This window comes from Hyphomonas atlantica corrig. (genome assembly GCF_017795365.1).
Classification (GTDB): domain Bacteria; phylum Pseudomonadota; class Alphaproteobacteria; order Caulobacterales; family Hyphomonadaceae; genus Hyphomonas; species Hyphomonas atlantica.
Genome location: NZ_CP051254.1, coordinates 2750132 through 2768803, shown reverse-complemented (window position 1 = coordinate 2768803; position 18672 = coordinate 2750132). Strand labels below are relative to the sequence as shown.

The 18672-nt window shown below is 56.0% G+C and carries 19 protein-coding genes and 1 tRNA gene; 10 read left to right on the top strand and 10 right to left on the bottom strand.

What is annotated here, in order from left to right:
* Positions 1–22 precede the first annotated feature (22 nt).
* Positions 23–99 (top strand) — tRNA-Pro (locus tag HF931_RS13390).
* Between the two features lie 45 nt (positions 100–144).
* On the opposite strand, the gene HF931_RS13385 is transcribed toward HF931_RS13390, so the two are convergent.
* From HF931_RS13385 to HF931_RS13360, 6 genes are all read right to left on the bottom strand, one after another.
* On the bottom strand, positions 145–2325 hold the full coding sequence (locus HF931_RS13385) for a S9 family peptidase (protein WP_241764187.1): 2181 nt from the start codon (positions 2323–2325) through the stop codon (positions 145–147).
* 123 nt (positions 2326–2448) lie between these two features.
* Positions 2449–2853, bottom strand: a complete 405-nt coding sequence (msrB, locus tag HF931_RS13380; protein ID WP_035552109.1) for a peptide-methionine (R)-S-oxide reductase MsrB — start codon at positions 2851–2853, stop codon at positions 2449–2451.
* Positions 2854–2998: 145 nt separating this feature from the next.
* Complete coding sequence (locus HF931_RS13375) at positions 2999–3454, bottom strand: MaoC family dehydratase (protein WP_035552106.1); 456 nt, start codon at positions 3452–3454, stop codon at positions 2999–3001.
* A 94-nt stretch (positions 3455–3548) separates the two neighbouring features.
* Positions 3549–5096, bottom strand: a complete 1548-nt coding sequence (locus HF931_RS13370) for an acyl-CoA synthetase (protein WP_035552104.1) — start codon at positions 5094–5096, stop codon at positions 3549–3551.
* Positions 5097–5204: 108 nt separating this feature from the next.
* Positions 5205–6134 (bottom strand): sterol desaturase family protein, encoded by a 930-nt coding sequence (locus HF931_RS13365; protein ID WP_035552101.1) that lies wholly within the window; start codon positions 6132–6134, stop codon positions 5205–5207.
* 103 nt (positions 6135–6237) lie between these two features.
* Complete coding sequence (locus tag HF931_RS13360) at positions 6238–7539, bottom strand: Xaa-Pro dipeptidase (protein WP_035552097.1); 1302 nt, start codon at positions 7537–7539, stop codon at positions 6238–6240.
* A 147-nt stretch (positions 7540–7686) separates the two neighbouring features.
* Here HF931_RS13360 and HF931_RS13355 point away from each other — a divergent pair, with 147 nt between their 5' ends.
* A complete protein-coding gene (locus tag HF931_RS13355; RefSeq protein ID WP_273240469.1) occupies positions 7687–8598 on the top strand; it encodes a crotonase/enoyl-CoA hydratase family protein in 912 nt (303 codons plus the stop codon).
* Between the two features lie 6 nt (positions 8599–8604).
* Positions 8605–9573: an alpha/beta fold hydrolase gene (locus tag HF931_RS13350; protein ID WP_273240467.1), complete on the top strand. Its 969-nt coding sequence runs from the start codon at positions 8605–8607 to the stop codon at positions 9571–9573.
* Between the two features lie 2 nt (positions 9574–9575).
* On the opposite strand, the gene HF931_RS13345 is transcribed toward HF931_RS13350, so the two are convergent.
* The 4 genes from HF931_RS13345 to rpsF all read right to left on the bottom strand — a co-directional run bounded on the left by HF931_RS13345 (position 9576) and on the right by rpsF (position 12416).
* Complete coding sequence (locus HF931_RS13345) at positions 9576–11069, bottom strand: replicative DNA helicase (protein WP_035552090.1); 1494 nt, start codon at positions 11067–11069, stop codon at positions 9576–9578.
* A 135-nt stretch (positions 11070–11204) separates the two neighbouring features.
* Positions 11205–11792, bottom strand: a complete 588-nt coding sequence (gene rplI / locus HF931_RS13340) for a 50S ribosomal protein L9 (RefSeq protein ID WP_035552087.1) — start codon at positions 11790–11792, stop codon at positions 11205–11207.
* Between the two features lie 12 nt (positions 11793–11804).
* Positions 11805–12062 carry a 30S ribosomal protein S18 gene (rpsR, locus tag HF931_RS13335; protein ID WP_027839724.1) on the bottom strand — a complete coding sequence of 86 codons (258 nt, stop codon included), beginning with the start codon at positions 12060–12062 and terminating at the stop codon, positions 11805–11807.
* A 15-nt stretch (positions 12063–12077) separates the two neighbouring features.
* Complete coding sequence (gene rpsF, locus HF931_RS13330) at positions 12078–12416, bottom strand: 30S ribosomal protein S6 (protein WP_035552524.1); 339 nt, start codon at positions 12414–12416, stop codon at positions 12078–12080.
* 208 nt (positions 12417–12624) lie between these two features.
* Here rpsF and fabD point away from each other — a divergent pair, with 208 nt between their 5' ends.
* The 7 genes from fabD to gmk all read left to right on the top strand — a co-directional run bounded on the left by fabD (position 12625) and on the right by gmk (position 18586).
* A complete protein-coding gene (gene fabD, locus HF931_RS13325; RefSeq protein ID WP_273240465.1) occupies positions 12625–13575 on the top strand; it encodes an ACP S-malonyltransferase in 951 nt (316 codons plus the stop codon).
* A 6-nt stretch (positions 13576–13581) separates the two neighbouring features.
* Positions 13582–14319: a 3-oxoacyl-[acyl-carrier-protein] reductase gene (gene fabG, locus HF931_RS13320; protein WP_035552085.1), complete on the top strand. Its 738-nt coding sequence runs from the start codon at positions 13582–13584 to the stop codon at positions 14317–14319.
* A gap of 114 nt (positions 14320–14433) precedes the next feature.
* Positions 14434–14667, top strand: a complete 234-nt coding sequence (locus HF931_RS13315; RefSeq protein ID WP_027839729.1) for an acyl carrier protein — start codon at positions 14434–14436, stop codon at positions 14665–14667.
* Between the two features lie 14 nt (positions 14668–14681).
* A complete protein-coding gene (gene fabF, locus HF931_RS13310) occupies positions 14682–15968 on the top strand; it encodes a beta-ketoacyl-ACP synthase II (protein WP_035552083.1) in 1287 nt (428 codons plus the stop codon).
* A gap of 62 nt (positions 15969–16030) precedes the next feature.
* Positions 16031–17059 (top strand): endolytic transglycosylase MltG, encoded by a 1029-nt coding sequence (mltG, locus tag HF931_RS13305; RefSeq protein WP_035552080.1) that lies wholly within the window; start codon positions 16031–16033, stop codon positions 17057–17059.
* The gene (locus HF931_RS13300) at positions 17056–17943 is read left to right on the top strand and encodes a YicC/YloC family endoribonuclease (protein ID WP_035552077.1); all 888 of its coding nucleotides are present in this window, start codon (positions 17056–17058) and stop codon (positions 17941–17943) included. The genes mltG and HF931_RS13300 overlap by 4 nt, the downstream gene beginning before the upstream one ends.
* Positions 17933–18586, top strand: a complete 654-nt coding sequence (gmk, locus tag HF931_RS13295) for a guanylate kinase (RefSeq protein ID WP_035552075.1) — start codon at positions 17933–17935, stop codon at positions 18584–18586. The genes HF931_RS13300 and gmk overlap by 11 nt, the downstream gene beginning before the upstream one ends.
* Positions 18587–18672: the final 86 nt, after the last annotated feature.

Below are 18672 nucleotides of genomic sequence, written 5' to 3'. Positions count from 1 at the left end.
CTTGGGTACAAGCCGCCGAAGTCGGAGCGTGGCGCAGCCCGGTAGCGCACTCGCCTGGGGGGCGAGGGGTCGTAGGTTCGAATCCTATCGCTCCGACCATTTCCGTCCGATCCTGAAGAAGGACCGGACGGTTCGGAATTGCGATTATTCGTCCTGCAGTTTTACGCTCTCAACCTTGCCCATCGCGGCGAGCGCAAACGCGTAGTCCAGTGCGACATCTTTCAGGCCTTCAAAACGCCCGGAAGCGCCGCCATGACCGCCTTCCATTTCAATACGCAGAAAGTAAGGGCCGCCATTCGGAGCATCGTGACGCAGTCGCGCCGCCCATTTCGTCGGCTCCCAATAGGTAACGCGAGGATCGGACAGCCCACCCGTGATCAACATCGGCGGATAGGCCAGATCAGCGACATTGTCATAAGGGCTGTAGGCCATGATCGTATCGTAGTCTTCCGCAGATGTAAGCGGATTGCCCCATTCCGGCCATTCCGGAGGGGTTAGCGGCAGGCTCTCATCAGACATGGTGTTTACCACGTCCACGAATGGCACTGCCGCAATGATTCCGCCGAACAGTTCCGGATCCATGTTTGCTACGGCGCCCATCAACAAGCCGCCTGCCGATCCGCCATAAGCGACGATGTTGCCCTTGCTCGTGTAATTCTGCTCAACGAGATAGTGTCCGGCTGCAATGAAATCCTTGAATGTGTTCGGCTTCTTTTCAAGCTTTCCATCCAGATACCACTGGTAACCCTTCGCCTTGCTGCCTCGCGGGTGAACGATGGCGTAGACAACTCCGCGATCGACCAGGCTGAGGCGGCTTGTGCGGAAGTCTGCCGGGTAGGTGATTCCGTAGGAGCCGTATCCGTAGAGAAGCATCGGTGCAGAACCATCCACCGGAGTTGTCTTGTGTCGCAACAGAGTGATTGGTACTTCCACGCCATCCCATGACGGTGCCATCAGGCGCTCTGCAATATACTCATCCGGGGAGTGGCCGGATGGCACTTCCCGCGTCTTCCGCAGAATTCGTTCATGCGTGTCTAGATTATAATCGAAAACCTGTTCCGGAGTAGTTGGAGACGAATACTCGAATCTCAGAACAGGCGTTTCGAAATCATAGCCGCTATCCAGACCGAGTGAGTACGCTGCCTCTTCAAAACTGATTTCATGACTGGAGCCGTCCTTGCGCGCATGAATGACGATGCGAGGCAGACCGTTTTCGCGCTCAATAATGGTTAAATAGTCCTTCTGTGGCTGCATGCCCAGAAGCAGCGTTCCGGGCCGATGGGGAATAACTTCCTCCCAATCATCCCTGCTCGTCGACTCCATGGGTGCACGCATCAGCTTGAAATCAACAGCGCCATCCAGATTGGTGAGAATGTAGAATTGGTCGTCCCAGTGGGCGACATTGTACTCATTGTCGGTTTCGCGCGCGGCGATGAGACGAGGGGCTGGATCGGCTTCTTCTACTGGGAACCAGTAGACTTCAGACGTCGTATGGCTTGAAGCGCTGATGAAGATAACTTCCTCACTCGTGCTCTTGTTGATGCTCAGGAATACTCCGGGATCTTCTTCGCGGTAAACCAGGGTGTCTTCGCCGGTTTCGAGATCACGCTGCCATACGGAGTCGGGCCGGGCATTCTCATCACGATGGATCCAGAAAATGCGCTTTCCATCAGACGACCACTCGAATGGACCGTAGGCGTTGTCTATATGGACGCCAAGGTCGTCTCCTGACTCGATGTTCTTGAGGCGGATCGAGTAGAATTCGCTTCCTTGAGTATCTGTCGCGTAGGCAATCAGAGTGTGGTCAGGTGAGGTGTCTATACCGCCAAATGAAAAGTATTCCTTGCCCTCGGCCAGTGCATCTCCATCGAGCAGGATCGTTTCTTCTGCGCTGTCGTCAAATGCCTTGTCTGCGGGCTTGCGCGCGATAATTGCATATTCGCCGCCTTCGCGGAAACGGGTATAGTAGGCGTAAGGACCATCGATTTCGGGGACAGAGCTGTCATCCTCCTTGATGCGCCCTCTCATTTCCTTGAACAACTCTTCGCGCAATGCGGTTGTCGGGTCTTCAAGTGCCGCTTTGGTGAAAGCGTTTTCTGCTTCGAGATAGTCTCGAATATCTTGGCGAAGCACGGAAGGGTCGCGCATCACCTCTTGCCAATTCTCATCCTTCATCCAGTTGTAGGGATCATTTCGCGTTCGACCGACTTGTGTGATCTCATGGTCGACACGGGCCGCGACTGGAGGTGCAGGCTGTGAGGTCACCGGCGAGTTTTCAGGTATTGGTGCTGCGGTTTGCGCTTTCTGGGAAGAAGTTTCGGTCATTGTGCATCCGGTGCTGAGCGCTACTGCGGCAGCGCTAATCATTAGAAGGGAAAGGCGCATAATTGAATCTCCGGGGGTATGATTTGCCCGAATAGGATCAGGTGCGCCAGATATTGTCCAGCGCTATTCGGCTGGTCTGAATTCCAGCACCACGCCGTTGATACACCAGCGCTCACCTGTTGGAGGCGGGCCATCCTTGAAGACATGACCTTGGTGCATTCCACAGATCGCGCAGTGGCATTCGGTGCGGGGCAAGATCATCTTGAAATCTGTCTTGGTTGCGACGACGCCCTCGCTGGCAGGTTGCCAGAAACTCGGCCAACCCGTGCCGGAGTCGAATTTGTGTTCAGACGACCAAAGCGGTGTATCGCATCCCTTGCAATGAAAGAGGCCGTCTCGCTTCTCATCATTATGATTGCCGGGCGTAAAAGCGCGTTCTGTGCCTTCACGAATACCAACTCGGTATTCTTCTTCTGTAAGCATTTCGCGCCATTCGCGGTCGGACCGCTCAATTCTGGTCTTGGTCATGACAGGCTCCGTATTCGCGTCTGACCATGATATAGGCGTTCGGCCTGATCACGCCATTGCCAACTCTGCAATGGCGACAAATGGCAAACAAAAAAAGACCGCCAAACTGGCGGTCTTTTCCTGGTATTTATCTCTGGGGCCGGGTCTAGCCGTACAGCACTGTGATAGACTCAGCGACGAGTGCCGGACGGTCCTGTCCTTCGATCTCCACGGTCGCTTCCATCTTCATTTGCTTGCCACCCGCCTTCGGTTCCACAGACAGGCATTTCTGACGCAGACGAACCTTGGAGCCAACGGGGACCATGTTCGTGAAACGAACTTTGTCAGAGCCATAATTGATGCCACGTGTTGTGCCGGAAACGCGGAGCACCTCAGAGCCCAGCATGGGCAGCAGTGACAATGTCAGGAAGCCATGCGCGATCGGGCTACCGAGCTCTTTGGTGGCGCGCTCCACGTCGACGTGGATCCACTGATGGTCTCCGGTCGCCTCAGCAAACATGTTGACGCGATCCTGATCAATCACATGCCAATCGGACACGCCAACTTCCTGGCCGGCAAGCGATTCGAGATCATCGTAAGCAATGGTGCGTGGGTCCGCCATATAATCCTCCTATTGGTTTGAAGATGTTGTGGACCGGGATCGCCCATTCCGCAAGATTTACGGAAGGGCAAGGCGCCAATCACACACACGAACCTTAAACGATCCGGCTTTCTTTCTTGCCCCAGTAACGATCGCGGATCAGCCGCTTGTAGAGCTTTCCGGTTGGGTGGCGTGGCAGCTCAAGATCGAAATCGACAGATTTTGGACATTTGATCTTGGACAGCTCGCTGCGACAGAACTCCAGTAGTTCGGAGGCCAACTCGTCTGATGGTGCAATTCCCGGCATTGGCTGCACAATGGCCTTAACAGCTTCGCCAAACTCTTCATCCGGCACACCGATGACGGCGACATCGGCGACTTTAGGATGTGTGATGAGGACGTTCTCTGCTTCCTGCGGATAGATATTCACCCCCCCTGAGATGATCATGAACGCCTTTCGGTCCGTCAGATACAAGAAGCCATCGTCGTCGACTTTTCCGACGTCTCCCAAAGAGGACCAGTCCGGATGCTTTGGATTGAGCGCGGAAGCGTTCTTCTCCGGGTCGTTGTGATAGTTTGGCGGGGCTGTGCCGCCGAAATATACTTGGCCTTCTTCGCCAACGGGCACTTCGTCGCCGTTTTCATCGCAGATGTGAAGTTCGCCGAATATGGCGCGGCCAACAGTGCCTTTGTGCTCCAGCCATTCCGCGCTCTTGGCCCATGTCATGCCGTTCCCTTCGGACCCGGCATAGTATTCGTCGATGATAGGGCCCCACCACTCTATCATTTGCTCTTTGACCGGGATCGGACAAGGCGCGGCAGCGTGGATGACGAATTTCAGGCTGCTTACATCATATGAATTGCGAACATCTTCCGGCAGTTTGAGCAGTTTCACGAACATGGTTGGCACCATTTGCGTGTGCGTGGCCTTGTAAGTCTGAACGCAGTCGAGGAAGGCTTCTGGATCAAATTTCTCCATCACCACCAGCGTTGCGCCGAGGCGAGTGAATGTCATGCACCAACGTAGCGGCGCAGCATGGTACAGCGGTGCTGGCGACAGATAGACATTGTCCGGCCCGGCCCCGGCAAGTGCGCGGGTGATCTGAAGGAGAACATTGTCTGCATCTATCGGGGTGTTTGGTTCCAGTGGCGGCCGAATGCCTTTTGGGCGGCCAGTGGTGCCGGAAGAATACAGCATATCTGTGCCGGCCATTTCGTCGGCTATAGGTGTTGTGGAAAAAGCCGTCTGATGTGCTTCCAGGCCATCAAAGCCGTCGATATTTCCGTCGATGCACCAGTAGTGACCTAACGATGTCAGTTCCTTCACCTGTTCTGCAATGTCGGCTTTGCCCGCGCTGGCGATCAAGAGAGTGCTACCGGAATCTTCAATAATATACTGAACCTCGGGTGCGGTGAGCCGGGACGATACGCAGACGAAGTAAAGGCCTGAGCGCTGCGCCGCCCAGCAGATTTCGAAGTAGCGAGCTGAGTTCTCTGCGAACAAGGCGATCGTGTCGCCGGGCTTCAGGCCAGCATTGCGAAACGCGTGAGCGATCTGATTTGACCGCTCGTCCAATTCCTTGAACGTGACGGTTTTCCCAGATGGAGCCATGATATAGGCGGGCTTGTCCGGATGGGTTTTGGCGTGGTGACAGGGATGCATGGTTTCCTCCAGAATCGGCGCGGCTACTGTCGAGCGCGTTCGACTTTCAGGAGAAGTTTCTAGTCAGACGTGGACGTTCGTCTACCGGCAACGTCGCGTCAGCTAGGGCTATTTCGGGAAGCCAGGCGAGTCTCGTTTGTCTGGATTGTCTTCCAGATATGCGAATTTAAGCTCGGTTGAGCGATTGTGGTTGCCATCAGGTGACCAGCCAGGCGCATTGATCAGTCGGCCGATCCAATGGTGCGGCCGCCATCCATCAGACGCGCAATCTTTCAAAAGACCGAAAAACTCATGGAACGCGATGACAATTGGGTTGTGATCGTTGAGCGGCTTCACGATTCCGTAAATTGGCTTCTCATCTTCCAGCTCGGGTACGAAAGTACCAAACGCCTTGTCCCAGATAATGAAGACGCCGGCAAAGTTGGTGTCGAGATAGCGGGGATTGGTGGCGTGATGCACTCTATGATGGCTCGGTGTGTTGAACACCGCCTCGAACCACCGAGGCATTTTGTCGATGGCCTCAGTATGAATCCAGAACTGGTAAAGCAGGTTCAGACCGCCCACAAAGAAAATGACGTAAGGGTGGAAGCCTATGACGACCATTGGCAAACCGATCCATATCAATCCAGTGAACGGGCCAAACCAAGGCTGCCTCAGGGCCGTCGTCAAATTGTAGTTGGTCGAGGAATGATGGGTGACATGTTCCATCCACCACCAGCGCGCCCGGTGCGCGAAGCGATGCTTCCAATAATAGATGAAGTCGTAGAGCACGAACCCTGCCAAGGCGGACCAGAGCGTGAAAGGCAAGGTCAGGATACGAAATGGCCAAGCCACGAGCATCATCCAGATCGCGACAGAACCGGTCAGCGTATTGATGATGACATTGCCGAGGCCCATAGCGAGCGAAGCCACAGCATCTTTGGTATCGTATCGCCCCTGAGCGCGACCTGATTTGACCGCCCACCACTCCAAGGCGACTGAAGCGACAAAAACAGGGGCCGCAAAGGTGGTGACGGCGGGCAGGGGATTGAATTCCATCGATCAGCAGACCGTTGAGTAAAATATTAGGTTTACGCCGAGCGTTGCGAACCGCGATCGTCTTCTTCTAATCAGGCTTGGTCGCGTTGCGAAAGGGCCTGCGTCAGTATGCATCGGCAATTGGTTTGCCGTCGCGCTTGTAGACTTTTCCGTCTTTCATGACGAAGTCGACTGACTCGAATAGGGAGATGTCTTCCATCGGGTCCGCTTTCACGGCGACAAAGTTCGCAAAACACCCGACATCACCACAGCCCAGTTTTCCCTCCTGTCCGAGCGCTTCCGCTGCCAGGTTTGTGCCTGCCTGCAAGGCTTGCATGGGCGTCATGCCAAGCATCACCATGCGTGAGAATTGTCGCCCATTGTCGCCATGAGGATAAATGCCTGAGTCAGAGCCGAATACGACCTTGACCCCGGATTTCACTGCCGCCGTGAAGCTATCACGCTGGATCTTCGAGATCGCGCGTTCCTTGGCCAAGGATTCTTCAAGCACGCCATTCTTTTCCCCCTCAGATAGCGTGTATTCTGTATTGTAGATATCCATGGACAAGAAGGTGCCGTTGTCCTTCGCGAGCTTAATCGTTTTCTCGTCGAGGATGCTGGCATGCTCGATAGTATCGATACCTGCCAGAATGGCGTTTTTGATCCCAATCGTGCCGTGCGCATGGGAAGCGACCTTTAAACCACGTGCATGAGCTTCATCGGCGACGGCGGCGAGTTCCTCGAGGGTGCCCTGGGCAGCGCCCAGACTTGTGCCTTTGGAAAACACGCCACCGGTGGAACACGTCTTGATAAGATCCACCCCGTATTTGATATTTCGGCGAACCTTTTCTCGCATCTCCCAAGGGCCGGTCGCGACGTTCTCTCCGACCAGATTGTATTCTGACGGCAGCAGATTGTTGTCTGAGCAATGTCCGCCAAGAATGCCGACGGGCGGCCCTGACACAAACATTCGTGGCCCCGGCACGTCGCCTTCATTGATCGCATCCCGTAATGCAACATCGCTATAGCTTGAGGCGCCAACATTTCTGACTGTCGTGAAGCCCGCCAACAAGGTTTTGCGTGCATTCTTGACGCCTGTGATCGCATCACGTTCGTCGGAAAAGCTCAGCGAATAGTAGGCAGGGTCCTCCGGATCCGATGTCAGATGCGTATGCATGTCGATGAACCCTGGTACCAGGGTTGCATTGCCAAGATCGATTATCTCAGCGCCACGGGGTTTGCGCAATTCGTTCGCGCTTCCTCGTTCGACGACCTTGCCGTCCTCAATCAGAAAAGCAGGATTCTCGATTGTTTCGGCAGCAACTGGATCCACGAAATACTCTGCGGTCAGGTAAATCTGCTCAGCCGAGGCTGTCTGGACTATAATCGCGCAGGCTGTGCCGGCCAGCAAATTGGAGAGTTTCATCTCGGAATCCCTTTAACTGAATGGATGAGACTATCCGGCTGAGCCTTGCGTCCCGTCAAGCGCAACCCTGTGTGCCGCCGGGTAAGTCTTGACGAATGCTGAGGCGCGGGCAGCTTGGCGCGGAAAAACAGCAAAGGGAGTCCAGCCATGGCGCAGCCGAAGCAATTTGAGCAGATCATTCTAGACATCGAGGATGGAATCGCGACGCTCACCCTGAACCGGCCCGACAAGATGAACGCTTTCACGGGCAAAATGATGTACGAATTGATCGAGGCGTTCGACATCACCGATGCGGATGACAGTGTTCGCGCCGTGATCGTGACGGGTTCGGGAGACCGAGCGTTTTGTGCTGGCGCGGACCTTTCCGAAGGAGCCAAGACATTTGATTACGACAAGCGGGCTGCAGATGGAGAGGCCGGCCGCACCGAAGATGTAGACATCCAGCGTGATGGCGGCGGGCGTGTGACGTTGCGTATCTTCGACAGCCTGAAACCGGTGATTGGTGCCATCAATGGCGCGGCTGTGGGCATCGGGGTTACGATGCAATTGCCGATGGACATTCGGATCGCGGCCGACAATGCCCGGTTCGGCTTCGTATTCAATCGTCGGGGCATTAACCCGGAGGCTGCGTCCAGCTGGTTCTTACCGCGTCTTGTGGGAATTTCGCAGGCCCTTGAATGGTGCTATTCTGGACGCGTCTTTCCCGCTCAGGAAGCGATGGAGGGCGGATTGGTTCGTTCAGTTCATCCGCAGACAGAATTTATGGATGTCGCACGCGCAATGGCACGTGAGATTGCCGACAATACTGCGGCTGTCTCAACGTCTCTCACACGCCAGATGATGTGGCGCATGCTCGGCGCCAGCCATCCGATGGAGGCTCACATCGTTGACTCCGCTGCCATCTACTCTCGAGGGAAGACGGAAGACGCAAAGGAGGGTGTGATGAGCTTCTTGGAGAAGCGAAAGCCGGTCTATCCTGTGAAGGTGTCCGACGGTATGCCGAATTTTTATCCTTGGTGGAATGAGCCCGAATTCAAATGGATCGGCGACAAGGATTGAGTCGCGATGACACCAGAACTGAGACTGATAGAGACCAACGGTGTCCGGCTCCGCGTTGCGCTCGCTGGTGATGGGCCGCTCGTCATTCTCGTTCACGGCTTTCCTGAAAGCTGGTATTCTTGGCGTCACCAGATCGAGGCGCTGTCGATAGCGGGCTACCGTGTGGCAGCGCCCGATGTTCGGGGTTATGGAGAGTCCGACCGCCCCCATGCCGTAGAAGCCTACGACATGGAGAGCCTGACTGGCGACATTGCAGGTCTTGTGGATGCTTTGTCCCCGAATGATCCCGCTGTTGTGGTAGGGCACGATTGGGGCGCGCCGATCGCGTGGAATACCGCACGCCTCCACGCCGGAAAGTTCAGGGCAGTTGCGGGTCTGTCTGTGCCCTACATTCCGCCAGGCGACGTGGTATTCATAGACGCAGCACGTGCCTTGTTCACGGATCGTGGACTGTTTTTTTATCAGATATACTTCCAAGACGAAGGGCCACCTGAGGCCGAACTCGAAGCGGACCCGGCGGAGACGATCCGTAAATTCTATTATGCGATTTCGGGCGACGCGCCAGCAGGGACGTGGCCCATCGACAAGAAGCACGGCGACACGTTGCTTCACCGCCTTCCGGAGCCGGACATGCCGCTTCCGTGGTTATCGGAGGAAGACGTGGCCTACTATGATGCCCAGTTCCGCAAGTCAGGATTCCGGGGGCCTCTTAACCGATATCGCAATTGGCACCGAGACCATGCATATCTGTCGGCTCATCCCTCTTCTCCGATCATCGCCCAGCCCTCCTTGTACATCGGCGGAACTGAGGATCTTGTCTTGAAGATGTTTCCCGGAGACATGATCGCCGCGATGAAGAAAGCCCTCGCCGATCTCAGAGGGGCGGAGTTGCTCGATGGATGCGGACACTGGACGCAGCAAGAGCGGCCAGTGGAGGTCAGTGAACGTTTGCTGAGTTGGCTCGCCGAGCTCTGAGACTATTCGAAGTCTGCGCCATATCCCTGCTGATCGTGAGACAGATCGCCAAAGCGTGTGACATTCGAGTCGAAGGCGAGTTCGACCCGGCCGATGGGGCCGTGGCGCTGCTTGCCGATAATGACTTCAGCTTTGCCGTAAACCTGGTCCATCCGCTGGCGCCATTGGCTCCATTTTTCGTTGGACGCCGGATCATTCGGGTCTGCGCCTGGCTCAGTACGGGAGAGATAATACTCTTCCCGATAGACGAACAGAACCACGTCGGCGTCTTGCTCGATCGAGCCTGATTCCCGAAGGTCTGAGAGTTGTGGACGTTTGTCATCCCGTTGCTCAACGGCGCGAGACAGCTGTGACAGCGCAATGATTGGAACGTTCAAATCCTTGGCGAGGGCCTTCAAGGATGTTGTGATCTGGGTAATTTCCTGCACGCGGTTTGCGTTTGAGTTTCCGCTCGTGACGGTGATCAGCTGCAAATAGTCGATCACAATCATGTCCAGGCCGACAGACCGTTGCAGGCGACGCGCGCGCGCAGCCAACTGGCTGATTGAGATGCCGCCCGTGTCGTCGATGTAAAGCGGCAAATTCTGCAGTTCTTCCGTTGCCTCGCGAAGTCGCTCAAAGTCGCTCTTGTCCAAGTCACCTTGGCGAATGCGGTGCGTCGTGATGCCGGTGCGTTCGGCGATGATCCGTGTCGCCAATTGTTCGTTCGACATCTCCAGCGAGAAGAACCCGACAATAGCGCCGTCGACAGTTTTCTTGGAGCCATCGTCCTGCACCTCAGCGCGATAGGCTGCCGCCGCGTTGTAGGCGATGTTTGTCGCCAGCGATGTTTTTCCCATCGACGGACGACCAGCCAGAATGATCAGGTCTGAGCGATGCAATCCACCAAGCTTTTCGTCGAGATCGCGCAATACGGTTGGAATACCCGCGATCTTTCCTTCGCGCTTGAAAGCGGCTTCGGCGTTTTTCAGCGACTCGGTCAGTGCTTCGGAAAACGAACTAAAGCCTCGTCCCGAAGATCCACGCTCTGCCAGATCGAACAATTGACGTTCGGCGAGTTCGATTTGTCGCTCACCGCTTTCTTCAGGCGTCGGGTTCAGCGCGCGGCCTTGGAGTTCGCTGCCGATGCCGACCAGTGTACGTCGCATCGCAAGGTCGCGAATCATGCGCGCATAGTCGCCAACTTCAGGGCCGAATGCGGCGGAATCCAGCAATTGCTCGAGATAAAGGGCCCCACCAATCTCTGTGAGCTTTTCGGCCTTTTCGAAATGCTCTCGAAGAGTGACGCCGTCAGCGATCCGGCCCTGCTGGATCATTGTGGCTGAAACGTCGAACAGTTCCTGATGGGCAGGCGCATAGAAGTCAGACGGCCGGAGGATATCGGCAACACGTTGATACGCGTTGTTGTCAAACAGAATCGCGCCCAGCACAGCTGCCTCAGCCGACAAATTGTGTGGTGGAGTGATCGAGGCGGCGGGGGCGTCATCAAGTGGCATCCGAGTCTTTTACCTCAGCCGGGAGGTGAATTCACGGACTTGTTGCGCTGCTGACTGCGCAATTCACACGTCGTCCACAAAAAAGGCCGCAGCTGTGAAAAGCTGCGGCCTTCAATTTTGTGCGAAAGCTGAAGATTATTCTTCGTCTTCGCCGCCAGCTTCTGCGCGCTCTGCAGCAGCTTCAGCGAGTTCGCCTGCCTGCTCTTGAGCGAGTTCCATGTTGGCGGCCTGCAGGGAAGCAACAATGTCTTCGCCAGCAGCCTGACGCTCAGCCTCTTCGGTCGAGCGGGCAACGTTTGCCTGAACTGTGATGGTCACTTCCGCGTGCAGGCGGATCGCAACGTCATAGATGCCGATAGCCTTGATCGGACGGTTCAGGCGAACGCCAGAACGCGGGATCTTGTGGCCGGCAGCTTCAGCAGCATCGGCCACGTCGCGTGCGGTAACCGAACCGTAGAGCTGTCCCGTGTCGCCAGCCTGACGGATCAGGGTGAAGATCATGCCATCGAGCGTGCTGCCTTCGGACTCGGCTTTCGCGCGAGCTTCAGCGTTGCGGGTCTCAATGGCTTCACGTTCCGCTTCGAAGCGGGCGCGATTACGATCATTGGCCAGCAGGGCCTTGCCTTGCGGGATCAGGAAGTTACGGGCGAAGCCGTTCTTTACGTTGACTTCGTCGCCGATCGTGCCGAGGCGTTCGATACGTTCAAGTAGGATCACTTGCATGTCGGTGTCTCCTTACTTCACTTCGAACGGAAGCAGGGCCAGCATGCGGGCGCGTTTAATCGCCTGAGCAAGCTTGCGCTGGTTCTTGAGGTTTACGGCCGTGATGCGGCTAGGCACGATTTTCCCTTTTTCAGAGATGTAGCGCTGCAGCAGTTTCACGTCCTTGTAGTCGATGACCTGCGCGTTCTGACCGGTGAACGGGTCGACCTTGCGGCGACGACCGAACGGGCGGCGGGCAGGGATATTCGTGATGTTCAGTTTCTGAGCCATTTCGAGTGTCCTTCCCTAGTCGCGACGGCGGTCTTTGCGAGAAAGAACCGGGGATGGCTCTTCGCTCAGTTCTTCGACGCGAATGGTCATGTAACGCATGACGTCGTCAGAGATGCGCAGGCGGCGCTCCAGCTCGTGAACCGCGTCGGCAGGGCCGTCGATGTTCAGAAGGGAGTAGTGGCCCTTGCGTTGTTTCTTGATCGGATAGGCAAGGTTGCGCAGACCCCAGTACTCGGTCTTGCCAACTTTTGCGCCTTTTTCCTTGAGGAAGCCGCTCAGTTCTTCGACGAATGTCTCGACTTGAGCAGGCGAAATGTCAGGCCGTGTGATCACGACATGCTCATAAAATGCCATATTTTCAGTCCCATAGTAGAGCCATGCGGCGCCGGACAGCGGGAAACTGCCTGGCGATGGCCCCCCTTCATCTGGCTCATTCCAGTTTACCAAGGGCCGCATGCCTGCGAGTGAAGGCGGGTGTAAAGCGCATTTGCGCCTGTTTTTCAAGCGCTTGCTTACATTCGCGGTCACCTTTAACCACGGGCGCAATCTGGAGAATACTGACATGAAAAAGTTTGCGCTGATCTTTCCTGGGCAAGGGAGCCAGGAAATCGGAATGGGTAAGGCACTGGCGGATGCGTTTCAGTCCGCGCGGGACGTGTTTACCGAGGTAGACGAAGCCCTTGGCCAGGACCTGTCAAAGCTGATGTGGGCAGGAGATATTGAAGAGTTGACGCTGACAGCGAATACGCAACCTGCCTTGATGGCCCATAGTATTGCAGCGGCGCGTGCGCTGGAGAGTGAATTTGGTCTGTCGGCGAAAGATGCGGCCTATGTTGCCGGTCACTCGCTCGGTGAATATTCCGCGTTGGCTGCGGCAGGTTCGATTGGCTTGTCTGACACGGCTAAACTGTTGCGCATTCGTGGCAACGCGATGCAGGCGGCAGTTCAACCGGGCGAAGGCGCAATGGCAGCGCTGCTCGGGGCTGACATCGAGCAGGCTGAAGCAGCTTGCGCAGCCGGACGCGAAACCGGGGGGGCGTGTGACATCGCCAATGACAATGCACCCGGACAGTTGGTCATTTCTGGCAGGAAGGACGCGGTGGAGGCGGCCTGCGCTCATGCGAAAGACAATGGCGTCAAAAAAGCGATGCTGCTGAACGTTTCAGCACCGTTCCATTGCTCGCTGATGCAACCCGCCGCTGATGCAATGGCGGAAGCCCTTGCAGATGTTGCGATTTCCAGCCCTGCGACTGAGCTTGTAGCAAATGTGTCTGCCAGTGCAGTGAACGACCCTGAAATTATTCGTAAAAACCTGATATCGCAGGTCACAGGACGTGTGCGCTGGACCGAAAGTGTGCAATTCATGGTGGCTCAGGGAGTTGAAGCAACCGGCGAAGCAGGCAATGGCAAGGTTCTGACGGTCATGCAGCGCCGCATTGAAAAGGCGCTGAATGGTTTCACGCTCGGCACCCCAGAGGATCTGGAAGCCTTTGCAGAAGCAATGAAGGGATAAGGTAGAATGTTTGATCTGACCGGGCGTACGGCCCTTGTAACCGGCGCATCAGGCGGCATCGGCCGGGCCATCGCTCAGGCATTGTCAGAGGCAGGCGCGAAGGTGGCGCTGTCCGGCACACGCGAGAATGTGCTGGAAGAGGTCGCTGGTACGCTGAAGGGCGAGACGGCCATTGTTCCATGTAATCTTTCAGACGCTGATTCTGTTGATGGGCTGGTTGGGAAGACGGAAGAAGCGATCGGGCCGCTCGACATACTGGTCGCCAACGCCGGCATAACGCGCGACAAGCTGCTGATGCAGATGAAAGATGATGACTGGAACGATGTCCTTTCGGTCAATCTGGGCAGCTATTTCCGGCTCACCAAGAGTTGTGTGCGAGGCATGATGAAGCGCCGTCATGGTCGGATTATCGGGATCACGTCAATTGTAGGTGTGACCGGAAACCCGGGGCAATCCAATTATTGCGCGTCCAAGGCCGGGATGATCGGATTTACCAAATCGCTCGCGCAGGAAGTTGCCAGTCGCGGCATTACTGCCAACACAATCGCACCGGGATTTATCGAATCCCCTATGACGGATGTGTTGCCGGAAAAGCAGAAAGAGGCGCTCCTGGGCCAAATTCCAGCAGGTCGGTTGGGGCAGGGCTCTGACATCGCTGCCGCCGCCGTTTATCTCGCGTCAGATCAAGCCGCCTACGTCACGGGACAGACGATCCATGTGAATGGTGGCATGGCAATGATCTGATTTCACAACAGCAAGCTCCACTCATAGGACTTGGCGCTCGTCCCAAGTGTATGCTAGGCGCAACACAATGGTTCGAATCTGGGCCAGTCCTCAGGCATTTTCAGAGAGGTACTCATGTCTGACGTTCTAGAACGCGTTAAAAAAATTGTTGTCGATAATCTCGACGTGGATGGTGACAAAGTCGTCGAAAGCGCAAGCTTCATCGATGATCTGGGCGCTGACTCGCTGGACCTGGTCGAACTGGTCATGGCCTTCGAGGAAGAGTTCAACATCGAAATTCCGGATGACGTGCAGGAATCCATCCGCACGGTTGGTGATGCGGTAACGCACATCAAGGCTCACATCTAAGTTTCGGGTACTCTATGTCAGACCGCCGCGTTGTTATTACCGGAATCGGGATTGTCTCGCCGTTGGCCAATGGTCGCGAGGCAACTTGGGAACGCCTGATTGATGGCAAGTCTGGAGCAGGGCGTATTGATACGTTCGATCCAGAAGACATGCCGTGCAAGATTGCGTTTCAGGTTCCGTGGGTAACAGGTCGCGGTGGCGGCGAGGGGGACCCCAACGCGTTTGATCCGGATAAATACCTGTCTCCGAAGGAGATACGCCGGATCGACGAGTTTATTCTTTACGCTATTGCTGCAGCTGATGAGGCTGTTGAAGATGCGGCTTGGAAACCTGAGGATGATGAAGGTCAGGAGCGCACGGGCGTTTTGATCGGATCCGGTATTGGTGGCCTTGAGTCGATCTACAGCACAGCAATCACGCTTCACGAGAACGGGCCGCGCAAGGTGAGCCCGTTCTTCATCCCCTCTGCCCTGATCAATCTGGCTTCCGGCCAAGTATCTATCCGGCACAAATTCAAAGGGCCGAACCATTCTGTGGTGACGGCTTGCGCGACAGGCGCTCACGCCATTGGTGACTCTGCGAGACTGATCAAGTTCGGCGACGCCGATGTCATGGTCGCAGGTGGTTCCGAGGCGGTGATCGGGCGAATTGGAATTGCTGGCTTCTGCGCGGCAAAAGCCATGTCCACGAATTTTAATGATACGCCTGAAAAGGCTTCGCGGCCTTATGACAAGGATCGCGATGGCTTTGTCATGGGCGAAGGCGCTGCCGTAGTGGTGCTCGAAGAGTACGAGCACGCCAAAGCGCGCGGTGCGAAGATTTACGCTGAAGTCTCCGGCTACGGCCTGACCGGCGACGCCTATCACATCACGGCCCCGGCCGAAGGTGCGGAAGGCGGATATCGGGCCATGAAGATGGCGCTGAAGAATTCCGGGATCGACCCGACTGAAATCGATTATGTGAATGCACACGGTACGTCGACGCCCAAGGGCGACGAGGGAGAGGCGGGCGCAGTCGAACGCGCCTTTGGCGATCACGCCAAGAACATGTCCATGTCTTCCACGAAATCCGCGGTTGGGCATTTGCTGGGCGCTGCTGGCGCGATCGAGACGGCGTTCTGCGCGCTTGCTATTCGCGATCAGGTCATGCCGCCCACCTTGAACCTCGACAATCCGAGCTTCGAAACAGTACTCGACCTTATCCCGCATAAGGCGAAGAAGGGACGCGTACGCGCCGCCATGTCCAATAGTTTCGGATTTGGTGGGACGAACGCTTCGCTGGTTCTCAAGGAAGTTCAGTAAGCCCGTTTCTCCGGGCTGGGGTTGGCATATAGGCTGGCACAGTCAGGATTCGCGAGGCGTTCATGAAATTTGTCAAAGCACTGCTTTCGTTGCTGGTGTTGCTCCTGTTTGTGGGCGGTGCCGCCCTGGGGGGTGGCTGGCTCTGGTTTCAGAATGAAATCACGAAAGCCGGGCCGTCGACACAAGAACATGTCTTTGTCGTTGAGCCAGGCGAAACCCTTTCTAGCGTCGCGGTACGATTGGAACAGGAAGGCATAGTCAGCGATGATCGGCTGATCAGGCTTAAAGCGCGACTGGACGGTACCGAACTCGCCATCAAGACCGGCGAATTCATACTTGAGCCTCAGGCAAGCATCGCCTCAGTCATGGACGTGCTGATCGAAGGCAAATCTGTGTTGCACAAAATCACATTGCCGGAAGGTCGAACGACTGCGCAATTGCTCAAGATCATTGAGGCAGATCCCATTTTGACCGGCGCGATGCCTGAGACAGAGGTGCCTGAGGGCTCATTGCTGCCAGACACCTATCTTTTCCAGCGCGGCACGACGCGAATGCAGCTGGTTGAACGCGTGCAGAAGGCACAATCTGCAGTACTGGAAGAGCTTTGGGCCGGCAGGGCCGAGGATCTACCGGTTGCGAGCCCGGAGGACGCAGTAATTCTTGCATCCATTGTCGAGAAAGAAACTGGCGTTTTTGGAGAGCGCGCAAAGATTGCGGGCCTGTTTGTTACGAGGCTCAAGCGCGGGATGCGGTTGGAGAGTGATCCAACAATCATTTATGGCATCTCAAAAGGCGAGCCGCTCTACAACAAGCGTGGCCAGCGGCGCACGCTCTATCGCTCAGAAATTGACCGCAAGACAGACTGGAACACCTACCAAATAGATGGACTGCCAAAGACGCCAATCTGCAATCCGGGACGTGAGGCAATTGCTGCGGTCCTCAATCCGGATGAGACGGGCCACATATTCTTTGTGGCAGATGGCAAGGGTGGGCATTTGTTTGCCAAGACGCTCGCCGAACACAATCGAAACGTCGCGGCGTATCGAAAATATGAGCGGGAAGAGATTCAGAGGGAGCGCGCTGGGGAATGAGCGTATTGTCGGGAATGACCGGCTTTGCCCGAGTGGCGGGCGAAGCCGATTGGGGGGGCTGGGCCTGGGAAGCCAAAAGCGTGAACGGGCGTGGACTGGATGTCCGGGTAAACACGCCTCCAGGATTTGACGGCCTGGATAGAGCTGTCAAAGCTATCGCAAGCAAGGCGTTCAATCGCGGATCCTTACAGGTGTCCTTGCGAATTGAATTGAGTGATCAGGCAGGCGGTGCCGTTATCGATGAGGCACTGCTGTCGTCGCTGAAAGACGCCGCAGAGCGCGCTCATGGCGGAGCGCTGTCGAGTGAAGCGATTGCGACGCTTATGACGATGAAGGGTGTGGTGGAAACCGGATCTACGAGCTTGCGAGATGTGGCCGCGGATGAAGGGGCCATGTCTTTGCTGCTCAAATCGGCAGAGCAGGTGATCAAGGAACTGGAAGTCGCGCGGCATGCCGAAGGTGTGTCTTTGGCGTCGATGCTGGGTGAACTGGTCGAGGAAATGTCTGCTGTCACGGATTCTGCGATCTCGCTTGCAGCTGAACAGCCGGCGCTTCTGAAGGCTCGACTCTCTAAGCAATTGGAAGAACTGGGTGCCGAACAAAAGATCGACCCCGACAGGTTGGCTGCCGAACTTGCGCTTACGGCGGCGAAAGCTGACGTTCGCGAAGAACTGGACAGATTGCAGGCCCATTTCCAGTCAGCCCGGGAGTTGATGAGTGCCGGTTCACCGGTTGGTCGGAAACTCGACTTTCTCGCACAGGAACTGAACCGTGAGGCGAATACGCTGTGCTCGAAATCGATCAGCCTCGATTTGACGAATGCTGGACTCAGCCTCAAAGGAACAATTGACCAGTTCAAGGAGCAGGCAGCCAATGTCGAATAGTGGACATCCAAAAGATAGCGGCAAACGCCGAGGGCTGATGCTGGTTCTGTCGAGCCCGTCAGGTGCGGGGAAGACCACGCTGGCAAGGAAGCTGATTGACGAATTTGAAGATGTGAACCTGTCTGTCTCCGCGACGACCAGACCGCCACGGCCAGGAGAGGTGGATGGGAAGGACTATCACTTCCGGTCCGTAGATCAGTTCCACGACATGATTGAGCGCCGCGAATTCCTTGAATGGGCTCACGTCTTCGACAAGTATTACGGGACGCCAAAGGCAGATACCGTCGCCAAACTGGAAGCAGGCGAAGACGTCTTGTTTGATGTGGACTGGCAGGGCGCTGACGCATTGCACGACCAGATGCCGAACGACGTCGTATCGGTTTTCATTCTACCGCCGAGTATCAGTGCGCTGGAGCAAAGGCTGGCCGCGCGTCCCGGTTCGACGCCTGAGATCGTTGCGCGCCGAATGGAAGACGCCAAGCGCGAAATCATGCACTGGCGGCGATATGACTATGTGATTGTGAATGATGACCTGGAAGTTGCCTATCAGCGGCTCTGGCGCATCTTGTTGACAGAACGGCTCAAGCGTTTGCGGCAATTGGACCTTGAGGATCATGTGCGCCAGCTTCTTGGAGAGGCTTGATGGACGACAAGAAAGACGGCCTGGGAAACGTCAAGGCGCGGCCTGTCTGGTTGATCGCGCTCATACCATTGTTGGGTGTTGTCTTC

Coding starts and splice junctions, on each gene's coding strand:
- HF931_RS13385 (WP_241764187.1), bottom strand. CDS start 2,325: ATGACCGAAACTTCTTCCCAGAAAGCGCAAACCGCAGCACCAATACCT.
- rpsF (WP_035552524.1), bottom strand. CDS start 12,416: ATGGCATTTTATGAGCATGTCGTGATCACACGGCCTGACATTTCGCCT.
- HF931_RS13370 (WP_035552104.1), bottom strand. CDS start 5,096: ATGCATCCCTGTCACCACGCCAAAACCCATCCGGACAAGCCCGCCTAT.
- HF931_RS13300 (WP_035552077.1), top strand. CDS start 17,056: ATGAGCGTATTGTCGGGAATGACCGGCTTTGCCCGAGTGGCGGGCGAA.
- HF931_RS13375 (WP_035552106.1), bottom strand. CDS start 3,454: ATGGCGGACCCACGCACCATTGCTTACGATGATCTCGAATCGCTTGCC.
- rplI (WP_035552087.1), bottom strand. CDS start 11,792: ATGCAAGTGATCCTACTTGAACGTATCGAACGCCTCGGCACGATCGGC.
- rpsR (WP_027839724.1), bottom strand. CDS start 12,062: ATGGCTCAGAAACTGAACATCACGAATATCCCTGCCCGCCGCCCGTTC.
- fabG (WP_035552085.1), top strand. CDS start 13,582: ATGTTTGATCTGACCGGGCGTACGGCCCTTGTAACCGGCGCATCAGGC.
- fabF (WP_035552083.1), top strand. CDS start 14,682: ATGTCAGACCGCCGCGTTGTTATTACCGGAATCGGGATTGTCTCGCCG.
- HF931_RS13365 (WP_035552101.1), bottom strand. CDS start 6,134: ATGGAATTCAATCCCCTGCCCGCCGTCACCACCTTTGCGGCCCCTGTT.
- gmk (WP_035552075.1), top strand. CDS start 17,933: ATGTCGAATAGTGGACATCCAAAAGATAGCGGCAAACGCCGAGGGCTG.
- fabD (WP_273240465.1), top strand. CDS start 12,625: ATGAAAAAGTTTGCGCTGATCTTTCCTGGGCAAGGGAGCCAGGAAATC.
- mltG (WP_035552080.1), top strand. CDS start 16,031: ATGAAATTTGTCAAAGCACTGCTTTCGTTGCTGGTGTTGCTCCTGTTT.
- msrB (WP_035552109.1), bottom strand. CDS start 2,853: ATGACCAAGACCAGAATTGAGCGGTCCGACCGCGAATGGCGCGAAATG.
- HF931_RS13315 (WP_027839729.1), top strand. CDS start 14,434: ATGTCTGACGTTCTAGAACGCGTTAAAAAAATTGTTGTCGATAATCTC.
- HF931_RS13355 (WP_273240469.1), top strand. CDS start 7,687: ATGGCGCAGCCGAAGCAATTTGAGCAGATCATTCTAGACATCGAGGAT.
- HF931_RS13345 (WP_035552090.1), bottom strand. CDS start 11,069: ATGCCACTTGATGACGCCCCCGCCGCCTCGATCACTCCACCACACAAT.
- HF931_RS13350 (WP_273240467.1), top strand. CDS start 8,605: ATGACACCAGAACTGAGACTGATAGAGACCAACGGTGTCCGGCTCCGC.
- HF931_RS13360 (WP_035552097.1), bottom strand. CDS start 7,539: ATGAAACTCTCCAATTTGCTGGCCGGCACAGCCTGCGCGATTATAGTC.